Here is a 9,727-nt window from a genome sequence, read left to right on the forward strand (position 1 = left end):
GTTCTATCTGCGCGCACTCGCCTGCGCTCAGCGCTACGATCGGACCACCGGCTATTTCACGGCGACCGCGCTGGCGATAGCGGCGCGCGGCCTTGAAGGCCTGGTGCTGAACAACGGCCGGATGCGCCTGGTGGTCGGTTGCACGCTCGATGAGCCCGAGGTGGCGGCCATCGAGCACGGCCAGTCACTGAAGGACACCGTCGAAGGCCGGTTATTGAAGATGCCGCTCGCCGGCAGTTCGCCAAGGGAACAACAGGCGCTGGAACTGTTGGCGTGGATGGTGGCCAGGGGCTACCTCGAAATCAAGGTCGCCGTTCCCTGCGACGACGATCGCAACCCGGTAGCCACGCAGGCCATTTTCCACGAGAAGGCCGGCATCCTCGAAGACAAGACCGGCGCCAGGCTGGCTTTCGCCGGCAGCGTGAACGAAACCGCCTACGGCTGGCTGCACAACTGGGAGAGTTTCCATGTCTTCTGCGACTGGGACGGCGGCAGCCGGCACGTGGACGCGGAAGAGAAGAGCTTTGCCCTGCTGTGGGCAGACCGTGCCAGGCGCGCACGCGTGCTCGACGTACCCGCGGCGGTGCGCGAAGAGCTGCTGCGCTTCCTCCCGCGCGATGAAGAAGGATCAGAGTGCGAACCGGAACGGATCAGGCGGGCGCGAAGCGCCGAGGCTGTTCCAGACTCAACTGCCGAAGAGGAGCCGGTCAAACGGAAAAGCACGCCGCAGGCCACTTCGATCGATGAGCGACGGAAAGCGGTGTGGCAACTGATCTGGTCTGCACCGCAGCAAGCAGGCGGTGAGCGTATCGCCGAAGCGACCAGTGCCGTGACCCCCTGGCCGCATCAGATTCTGACCTTTCAGCGCATGCTCGACCATTGGCCACCCCGTCTGCTGATTGCCGATGAAGTGGGGTTGGGCAAGACCATCGAGGCCGGCCTCGTGTTGCGCTACGCGTGGCTTTCCGGGCGCGCGCAGCGCATCCTGATCATGGCACCCAAGGCGGTGATGACGCAGTGGCAAGCCGAGTTGCGCGAGAAGTTCAACCTTAACTGGCCGATCTATGACGGCAAGCGGCTGAACTGGTATCCCTCGCCGCTGCTGCGGGGGAAATCGGAAAAGGAAGTCTCGCGCGACGACTGGCATCGCGAACCTTTCGTCATCGTCTCCAGCCACCTGATGCGCCGGCGCGACCGTCAGCACGAACTACTGGAAGCGGCCGACCCGTGGGACCTCATCGTTCTCGATGAGTCGCATCATGCACGACGGAAAAGCCCGGGCGCCGTGCAGGAGGGTCCGCCCAATCTTCTCTTGAAGCTGATGCAGCGTCTCAAGGAGCGCACCGACGGCCTGCTCTTGCTGACCGCGACACCGATGCAGGTGCATCCGGTCGAGGTCTGGGATCTGCTTTCGCTGCTGGCCATGCCGCCGGCCTGGTCCCGGCAGGGCTTTCTTGATTTTTTCCGGAAGTCGGGAAGCGGCAACCCGTCGCACGAGGATTTCGAGTTCATCGCTGCCCTCTTTCGCGCGGCCGAAGCCGCTTTTGGCGAGGTGTCGATCGAATCGGCCGTGCGGCGAGCGCCTGAGCGAAGTCTGCTCAAGGCGAAACGCATTCTGCGCTCGCTGCGCGACGCCGCCGCGACACCCAGGCGGCAGCTTTCCGCAGAAGAGCGCCGCAGCGCGGTGGCCATCATGCGTGCGCACACGCCGGTGGCTGGACTGGTTTCACGGCACACGCGCGGCCTCTTGCGGGAGTATCACCGGCGCGGCCTGCTCAGCACCCCGATCGCCACGCGCGAGGTGGTCGACGAGTTCCTCGACATGGCGCCGGCAGAGGCTGCGGTCTACGATGCGCTGGAAGCCTACATCTCGACGACCTACAACAATGCCCAGGAGGAGCGGCGCACGGCGGTCGGCTTCGTCATGACGACGTATCGCAAACGCCTGGCCTCCAGTTTTCATGCCCTGAAGATGACTCTTGAAGAGCGCCTTGCGGTGGTGCGAGGACAGGCCAGCCTGCCCTTCGATGAATTACGCTCAAGCGAGGACGCCGAAGACGACATCGACGAGTCCGGTGACGCCGCCGACGAGGAGGCCGTCGACCGGCAGAAGCAGGCGGCGTTGCAGCTCGAAGAGCAGGGCGACATCGAGACTTTGCTTGAGCAGGCGCGCAGACTGCCGGTGGACACGAAAGCCGTGCGGCTCGCCGAGGTGCTCCAGGCCCTCCAACGAGGCAGCTATCACGCCATGGACGACTCGCTGCTGCCCGCCTTTCCGCAGGCGATCGTGTTCACCCAATACACCGACACGCTCGATTACCTGCGCGATTTTCTCAAGACACAGGGATTCTCGGTTCTCTGCTACTCGGGGCGCGGCGGCGAATGGCTACAACCAGACGGCAGTTGGAAACGGCTGACCCGCGAGGAAACGAAACGACGCTTCAAGCGACAGGATGCGCAGGTCCTGGTGTGCACCGATGCTGCCGCAGAGGGCCTGAACTTCCAGTTCTGCGGCGTGCTCGTCAATTTCGATTCGCCCTGGAACCCGATGCGCATCGAGCAGCGCATCGGACGCGTCGACCGCCTGGGCCAGCAGTTCCCGCGCATCGCGATCGTGAACTTGATGTACGAGGACACCGTCGAGACCGACGTCTACCGTGCGCTGAGATCGCGCATCAACCTCTTCACCGCGGTCGTCGGCCCGCTGCAACCGATTCTCTCGGCGATGCCCGCCAGGATTGCCGAAGTCGCCCTGATGAGACCGGAGAACCAGCAACAGGCCAGGGCGAATCTCGTCAGTCAGCTTCAACAGGCAGCCAGTGAGGCTCCAGCAGAATCCTTCAACATCGATGAAGCCATCGAAGCCGCGCTCGAACAGCCTGAGCGCCCGCCCGCCCCCTATGGGCTCGAAGAACTCGGCCACCTGCTGGACCACCCGAAGCTGCTGCCGCCCGGCGTCGAGGCCCAACGGGTTGGCACGAAGGAGGTCTTCTGGACGCAGCCCGGAGCCCCGCGTATCAGCGTCACCACAGACCCGGACTTTTTCGAGGAGCATCCGGAATCGGTCGAATTCTGGACGCCGGGCAGCCCGGCGTTTCCGGAAGGCAGCGGATCGGGGGGTCAATCGGCTGATGGAGCGACACTGGCTGCCCTGATTCGCGCCACACGAGATCTTCCAAATCGCGCTTGAACGCCAGTGCGACAGAGTCTGCGTTGCCCTCGCTGTCGTCGACGATGTACTCCCATATTTCGCCAAGTTCGATTCTGGCGCGTGGGCGTTTGAGGATGACCGGCATTTACGTATCTTGGCCGGCAGGAACACGCGCGGTTCTTCTCTTGCGGCCTTCGCGTTTGATTTCCTCGCCGTCCCATGGCGTTGGCTCGCGGCTATCGAGGCCGTCGCGGAGATCCTGCCGCAACTGTTCGAGCTTGACTGCCCGCACGCGATCCTTTTCGTCCATGAGGCGCAGCGCCTCGCGGACAACCTCGCTCGCGGAGGTGTAGAGGCCGGATGCCACCTTCCGTCGGACCATTTCCTCAATCTGAGGGGTGAGATTGACGTTCATTGTCATAGCAACCTCTTGTCTGTCGTAATGACGTTTGACCGTAGCATAGTTGTCATGACACGGCAAAGCTTGACAAGAAATTGGTGAGGCGCCCCGGCTATTTCCTGAAATGGAGAGGCGACAACGTATCGGAGAGCTTGACAATCGAATCATGGTTAGGCACAATCGTCTCATGAATACCGATATACGTTTCATTAATGAGCTTGTTCGTATCGTCAACGGCGCGCTTCGTCTTGACCTCGACAAGGTTCGCAATTACACTGCGTTCCTCGCCGAAAAGCTTGAAACCGCCGGCGAGAAAAGCTCTGCCGACCGGCTGCGAAAGCTGCTCGAAGAGACCGACAATCAGTTACGCCCAGCCGATGTCCGCTTCTCCACAACACTGCCCGTCGATGCGGAAAGCCGGTTTCCCCTCATCGAGCACATCAAGCTGAAGACGCTGCAGGAGCCACCCGTGCAACTCTTGCAGTCACAGTGGGATGTGGTCAATGAATTCGTCAGCGTAGCGAAAAGCTACGCCTCGCTTGATACGACCGAGCTGTCCGGTGCGCTGAGCTTTCTCATGTATGGTCCTCCGGGCACGGGAAAAAGCCGCGTGGCGCGCCATATCGCCAAGGAGATCGGACTAGAACTCTACGTGGCCCGCCTGGACGGCCTGATCTCGTCTTACCTCGGCAGCACGTCGAAAAACATCCGCGCACTGTTCGACTTCGCCGCGAAAACGCCCTGTGTACTATTTCTGGATGAGTTCGACGCGATTGCCAAGCTGCGTGGCGACAGTCAAGAATTGGGTGAACTGAAGCGGGTGGTCAACAGCTTCCTGCAGAACCTTGACACGCTTGGTCGGCAATCAATCGTCCTGGCGGCGACCAATCATGAAACGCTGCTGGACACCGCCGTGTGGCGCCGCTTCACCTACCGTTTGGCGTTGCAGCTCCCTTCATCGGAACAGCGGGAACACATGTGGGCCGATTTCATCGAGCCCATCCACTTCTCGCCGCGGGACCTTACGGTTCTTGCAGACCTGTCCGAAGGTTTTTCGGGTTCGGATATCCGCGAAGTCTGCGCGCGCCTGAAGCGTCGGCACTTCTCTACGGGCAAACCGATCTATCTCAAAGACGCATTCCCGGTCTTGCAGAACCTGGCGATTGGGGCGGAAGACGGCGCGCGGTTCATTGCGCGGCTCGCCAACAAAGAGGCGCCGGACATTGTGGAAGCGCTAAGGGAACGGGATCAACGCTTGTACAGCTTCGCCATGCTTGGAGAGCTGCTGGGGCTGTCGAAGGCAACTGTACACAGAGTGTCGAAGCTTGAGGGCGAAGAGCGTGGCTGACGAGACCCAACGGAATGCGCGCAACGATCGCCTGCCGATCAAACTGATCATGCCCAAGCAGGGAACCGAGCGTCGCGTGCTGGGGGGTGGCACGCCGCCGGCGCCGTTTCGTGATGTTGACCTGCAGTACCGCAATCGGCTTTCCAACCAGATCGGCGCCATTCAAGAAGCCCTCTTGCCGCAACTCAAGATGACGCGGGCGGCGCCGGTACGCGTCAAGATCATGTCGAAGGCGGCGGCGAAGAGCCACCGACCGGAAAAGCTGTTCTCCGACAAGTCGTGTCCCATCATCGGCGCGGGCCGCCTTGGCGAGCTGTTCATCAAGGCAACGCCGACGGGACTGGAACAGCTAACTCAAATCATCCAGAACAACACATCGGATCAGATCACCAAGGAACTCTCCTGTATCGAAAGCATTGAAGCGGTGACGCCGGCGTCGCGTCGCCATGGCCTGGGTGCCGAGGACATCCTCTGTCGCAGCCCGCGCCGTCGCAACGGGTTCATCACCCGCGTCCGCTTGTTCAGTTTCGGCGCCGATGATGATCACCCGGCGCTGGTCGCCAATTTCGAGTCCGTGTGTAGGGAACGCGGTATCAAGCTCGATCAGCGCGGATATTCAGAACGTAGCTTCATCTACGCGGCGGAGTGCCAAACCGTCGCCGATGTCGAAGCGCTGTCGCGTATCATCGGCGTGCGCTCCATCTCCCACATGCCGTTGGTACGCACGATCCGGCCGCGCATGATGAACCAGCAGGCCCTTCCGGCATTGCCAACACGGGATGCCGCCGATGCGGATGTTCCGGTCGTTGTCGTAGTGGACGGCGGCATTTCGGATCAGATTCCGGCGCTCAACTCATGGGTGGTTGGCCGTGTTCGGGACGTGTCGCCCCCCTATGATCAAAACACGGATCACGGAACCTTCGTTGCCGGCCTTGTCTGCTGGGGCCGCGAGCTAAATCCGACAGTTGGTGGCCTTGATTCGGGTGCCTGCGCCGTGTTCGATCTGCAGGTAATTCCGAACGACGATCCATCGCGGGGCGAGACATCTGCGTTGCTTGAATCGGAGCTGCTGTCCTCGCTGGAGTCGGCGCTCCAGGAGCATGCCAACAAGTACAAGGTCTGGAACCTCTCTTTGGGAACCGACGCCATTTGCTCGCTGGATGAATTTTCTGAGTTGGCTGAGGAGCTGGACAATCTGCAGGAGAAGTACCAGGTTTCTTTTGTCATCAGCGCCGGCAACTACGCCACGCTGCCGCTCCTGGACTTTCCTCGCACTCCGGGGCAGATCGAGGTCGGCCGCATTACATCGCCGGCCGACAGCGTATTGGGCATCACGGTCGGATCAGTATCCCATGTCGATTACAAAACCAACGGGCCAAGACAGCATCACCCTTCGGCCTTCTCGCGTCATGGTGCTGGCCCCAATTACATCATCAAGCCCGACCTGGTGCACTACGGCGGATCGTGTTCGACCGACGCCGCGCATGTGCATGGTATTCGGTCCGTCACGGATTCCGGCCTGGCGGAAGACCTTGGCACGAGCTTCGCCACGCCCTTGGTTTCGCGGACGCTGGCGCAGATTTATCACCAGATCACGCCGACCCCGTCACCGGTGTTGGCTCGGGCATTGCTGACCCACCATGCGCGCGACCCCCGTTCGGGCACTCGCGTCCCGGACGGCGAGGAAAATTTCCTTGGATTTGGTCTGCCGGCGGCAGTGCCGTATTGCCTTGAATGCACGCCGCACACAGCGACGCTGGTGTTCGAAGACACGCTTCGGCCCGGCTATTTCCTGGAGTGGGATGATTTCCCTTATCCGCCATCGCTGAAGCGGAACGACAAGTATTTCGGGGAAGTTTGGATGACGCTCGCTTTCGTGCCAACACGGGGCGCGCGCTGGGGTTCCGAGTATTGCGAGACCCATATCGACGCTCACCTCGGCGTCTACCGTGACCGTGTATCGCGCACCACCGGCGAGATTAAACGGATGTTCGCGGGGCTTGTGCCTCCTGAACACCGCAACCCCGGCCTGCTCTATGAGGCATACCAAGTCGAAAAGATGCGGAAGTGGGCGCCGGTGCGCACCTATCACGGGCGTCTAAACGAAAATGGCGAGCGAGGCAACCGCTGGCGTTTGATGTTGAAACTGCTGACACGACACGGGATCGAGAAGGATGAAGCTGCGTTCAAGCCGCAACCGTTTTCGCTGATCATCACGATCGCCGACCCAGAGAAAAAGGCGTCGGTCTACGACGAGGTAGCGCAGATCGTCCGAAACAGGTTCCAGGCCCAGAATCTAACGATCAGGGCGCGCGCGCGCGTGCAGGGCAAGGCGTGATGCGCGCCGGCAGGAGTTCGCGCCGAAGATGGCGCTGTAGATCAAAATGAAAAGCCGCTCTTAGGACTGGACTTCCTGAGAGCGGCTGAGACAGGCCACCGATCCCGGAGAAACCTGTCGCCTAACGTTGGACGTAGACGCTCGCACGATACAACTTTGGTGCGGGTTGGCCAATAGCGGTTTTCGATGTACCGGGTTGTACCACTGCCTTTTTCTCGAAAGGAGATTGATATGGCAGCAGCGAAGAAGCCCGGTCAGAGCACCGGCAATCAGGGTGGGATTTACCAAGAGGTTGGGCCCAAGGGCGGCAAACAGCCGAACTACACAACGGTAGCGGACAACCGCCCGTTGCCGCCCACAACCAAGCCAGGTCATGGCTGGGCACCCGTGAAAGTGACCCCGAACAGCAGCCGCTGATCGGTTTCAGGGGGGCGATTTCGATCGCTCCCATTTGATGTCCTGAGCATCACACGCAAGACGGTATTCATGGAGCGGCCGCTCACGCATTTCAAAAAATCTGGTCATCCGCCCCCCGGCGCTCAGCGAAAAACGTCGCGGTGTTCATGGCCGCCCGCTTCTCGGCGACGCACGGTTTGGTCGAGCCATGCCTTTCAGTAAAGAGCTTTTGCATGGGTTCGATACGCCGCCTTGGCCAAGCTCAAACGAATGGTGCTCGGTCGTCACCGTGGACCGTCCACGGCATCGCCAGAAATGTCGCCGGCGTCACGATGGTAATGCCTTTGAACGGATGCAACGACAACAAGTCTTTGTCGCCCGTAACCAGCACGTTGGCTAATGCAGCGATTGCACAGCCAAGCACGTGATCGTCATCGGGGTCGCGCGAGGCTTGAACGGCAACCGGCTCGCACCAGATAGCCCCTCCCCACAAGTGTGCGCAGGCATGTGCCACCCGAGAAGAAGGCCAGCCAAATTTGCGCTCAAGCGTTTCGACAAGTTCTGCCCTCAGCGCGTGGGAGACCGCAACGCGGAAGGGAACCGTAAGCGCCTTAATGAGGGCGGCCTGCGGCACACCACCGAACACGAGCGCCGAAACATAGACGCTCGTATCGGCAACGACGACCGTCACGCCTTGGTCTCGGGACCGCGGCCAGCGCGCTCGCGACGCACATCGTGCACAGCCTGTTCAACATCGGCCTCGGTCAGACCAAGTTCGGCAGCTTTCGCTTGGCCGAAGGCATTCATTTCAGACCACCAATTCTTGCGCTCATAGTCACGCAGGGCTTCGCGCACCAGCTCGCTCATCGTGCGGTGTTCGCGCCGAGCGATCTCCGCGGCTCGGGCGAGCATTTCCGGCGGCAGAGTGATCGAGAGAGTTTTGGTCGTTCGCATGGCCCTAAACTATCGATCTTGCTTAGTCGTGTCAAGCACGATTGGACAATATCCAAGGTTCCTGTGGTTGGGAGCGAGCCGCACGCGAAAGCCCGGTGATCGGTGTGGCGGGTCGCTGATGCGTAAGCGTTCAGCGCACCCACCTCTGGGTGCGCACGATCACTCGAGTTTTTTGAGCGGCAACAACTCGTCGATGCGGCTGTTGGGCCAGGAGGGGAGTTTCTCCAGGGTGTCGATCAGCCAGGCCATGGGCTCGATGCCGTTCAGGCGGGCGGTTTCGAGCAGCGATTGAATCGCCGCGGCGCGTTGGCCGGCAGTCTCGGAGCCGGCGAACAGCCAATTCTTCTTGCCGATGGCGATCGGGCGAATGGCATTCTCGACGGGGTTGTTGTCGATCGGATAGAAACCGTTCGTGACGTAACGGGCAATGGCCGGCCAGCGTCGCAGACTGTAGTCGATCGCGTTGGCCAGAGCGCTCCCGTGGGCCACCGTCGTGCGCGTGCTCAGGAGCCACAGATGCAGCGCGTCGAGCAGAGGTTTGCTCGTCTCTTTCCGTCGCCGAGCCCGCTCCTCTACCGTCTTTCCCTTCGCCGTGGCTTCGATGGCATACAGCGCGGCGAAGCGGTCCAGGGCGTCGGCCGCGACGGGGCTCCCAGTTGCCTGATGGAGGTCGAAGAACTTCCGTCGAGCGTGCGCCAGACAGGCGAGTTCGATCACCTGGCGACGAAACAGGGCATCGTAACCGGCGAAGTCATCAACCATCAGAGCCCCTTGCCAGTCGCCGAGGAACTCCACCACATACTTTCCGCCGCGGCCAGGCTGGTAGTCGAAGACGACGATCGGCAGCTCGCCGGCCAAGGCATTGCTGCGATACGCCCAGAGATACGCCCGTCTGGTCTTTCCCCGGCCCGGATCGAGTTGTTGCACCGGCGTTTCATCGGCATGCAACACCGTCCCCTGGCGGAGCAACTCGGCCAGGCGCCGCCAGAGCGGCTCCAGGGCGACACCGGTGCGCCCGACCCAGTCGGCCAGCGTCGAACGGGACAGCGTCACCCCCGCGCGAGCGGCCTGCCGTTCGAGACGGTAGAGCGGCAGGTGATCGGCGTACTTGCTGACCATCACCCAGGCCAGCAAGGCCGG

Annotated in this window: 8 protein-coding genes; 4 read left to right on the forward strand and 4 right to left on the reverse strand. The window is 61.5% G+C overall.

The window, feature by feature from the left end; genetic code table 11:
- A partial coding sequence (locus RKP46_RS01150) for a helicase-related protein (protein ID WP_311104932.1) occupies positions 1-3,190 on the forward strand: 3,190 nt, incomplete at its 5' end.
- 106 nt (positions 3,191-3,296) lie between these two features.
- Here RKP46_RS01150 and RKP46_RS01155 read toward each other — a convergent pair.
- Entirely contained in the window at positions 3,297-3,572 is a 276-nt protein-coding gene (locus RKP46_RS01155) for a type II toxin-antitoxin system ParD family antitoxin (protein ID WP_138677521.1), read from the reverse strand.
- A 166-nt stretch (positions 3,573-3,738) separates the two neighbouring features.
- On the opposite strand from RKP46_RS01155, the gene RKP46_RS01160 reads away from it, so the two are divergent.
- The 3 genes from RKP46_RS01160 (at position 3,739) to RKP46_RS01170 (ending at position 7,654) form a co-directional block, all read left to right on the forward strand.
- Positions 3,739-4,899: an ATP-binding protein gene (locus RKP46_RS01160; RefSeq protein WP_138677522.1), complete on the forward strand. Its 1,161-nt coding sequence runs from the start codon at positions 3,739-3,741 to the stop codon at positions 4,897-4,899.
- Complete coding sequence (locus tag RKP46_RS01165; RefSeq protein WP_138677523.1) at positions 4,892-7,237, forward strand: S8 family peptidase; 2,346 nt, start codon at positions 4,892-4,894, stop codon at positions 7,235-7,237. Before RKP46_RS01160 ends, RKP46_RS01165 begins: the two co-directional genes overlap by 8 nt.
- Positions 7,238-7,468: 231 nt before the next feature.
- On the forward strand, positions 7,469-7,654 hold the full coding sequence (locus tag RKP46_RS01170) for a hypothetical protein (RefSeq protein ID WP_012806701.1): 186 nt from the start codon (positions 7,469-7,471) through the stop codon (positions 7,652-7,654).
- A gap of 241 nt (positions 7,655-7,895) precedes the next feature.
- On the opposite strand, the gene RKP46_RS01175 is transcribed toward RKP46_RS01170, so the two are convergent.
- The 3 genes from RKP46_RS01175 to tnpC form a co-directional block, all read right to left on the reverse strand.
- Positions 7,896-8,324: a putative toxin-antitoxin system toxin component, PIN family gene (locus RKP46_RS01175; RefSeq protein ID WP_311104933.1), complete on the reverse strand. Its 429-nt coding sequence runs from the start codon at positions 8,322-8,324 to the stop codon at positions 7,896-7,898.
- On the reverse strand, positions 8,321-8,587 hold the full coding sequence (locus RKP46_RS01180) for a ribbon-helix-helix domain-containing protein (RefSeq protein WP_138678066.1): 267 nt from the start codon (positions 8,585-8,587) through the stop codon (positions 8,321-8,323). Before RKP46_RS01180 ends, RKP46_RS01175 begins: the two co-directional genes overlap by 4 nt.
- Before the next feature lie 159 nt (positions 8,588-8,746).
- The coding region (tnpC, locus tag RKP46_RS01185) for an IS66 family transposase (RefSeq protein WP_311104934.1) at positions 8,747-9,727 on the reverse strand (981 nt) is incomplete at its 5' end.

This window comes from Accumulibacter sp. (assembly GCF_031732815.1).
Taxonomy (GTDB): domain Bacteria; phylum Pseudomonadota; class Gammaproteobacteria; order Burkholderiales; family Rhodocyclaceae; genus Accumulibacter.

Coding starts and splice junctions, on each gene's coding strand:
- RKP46_RS01155 (WP_138677521.1), bottom strand. CDS start 3,572: ATGACAATGAACGTCAATCTCACCCCTCAGATTGAGGAAATGGTCCGA.
- RKP46_RS01160 (WP_138677522.1), top strand. CDS start 3,739: ATGAATACCGATATACGTTTCATTAATGAGCTTGTTCGTATCGTCAAC.
- RKP46_RS01170 (WP_012806701.1), top strand. CDS start 7,469: ATGGCAGCAGCGAAGAAGCCCGGTCAGAGCACCGGCAATCAGGGTGGG.
- RKP46_RS01180 (WP_138678066.1), bottom strand. CDS start 8,587: ATGCGAACGACCAAAACTCTCTCGATCACTCTGCCGCCGGAAATGCTC.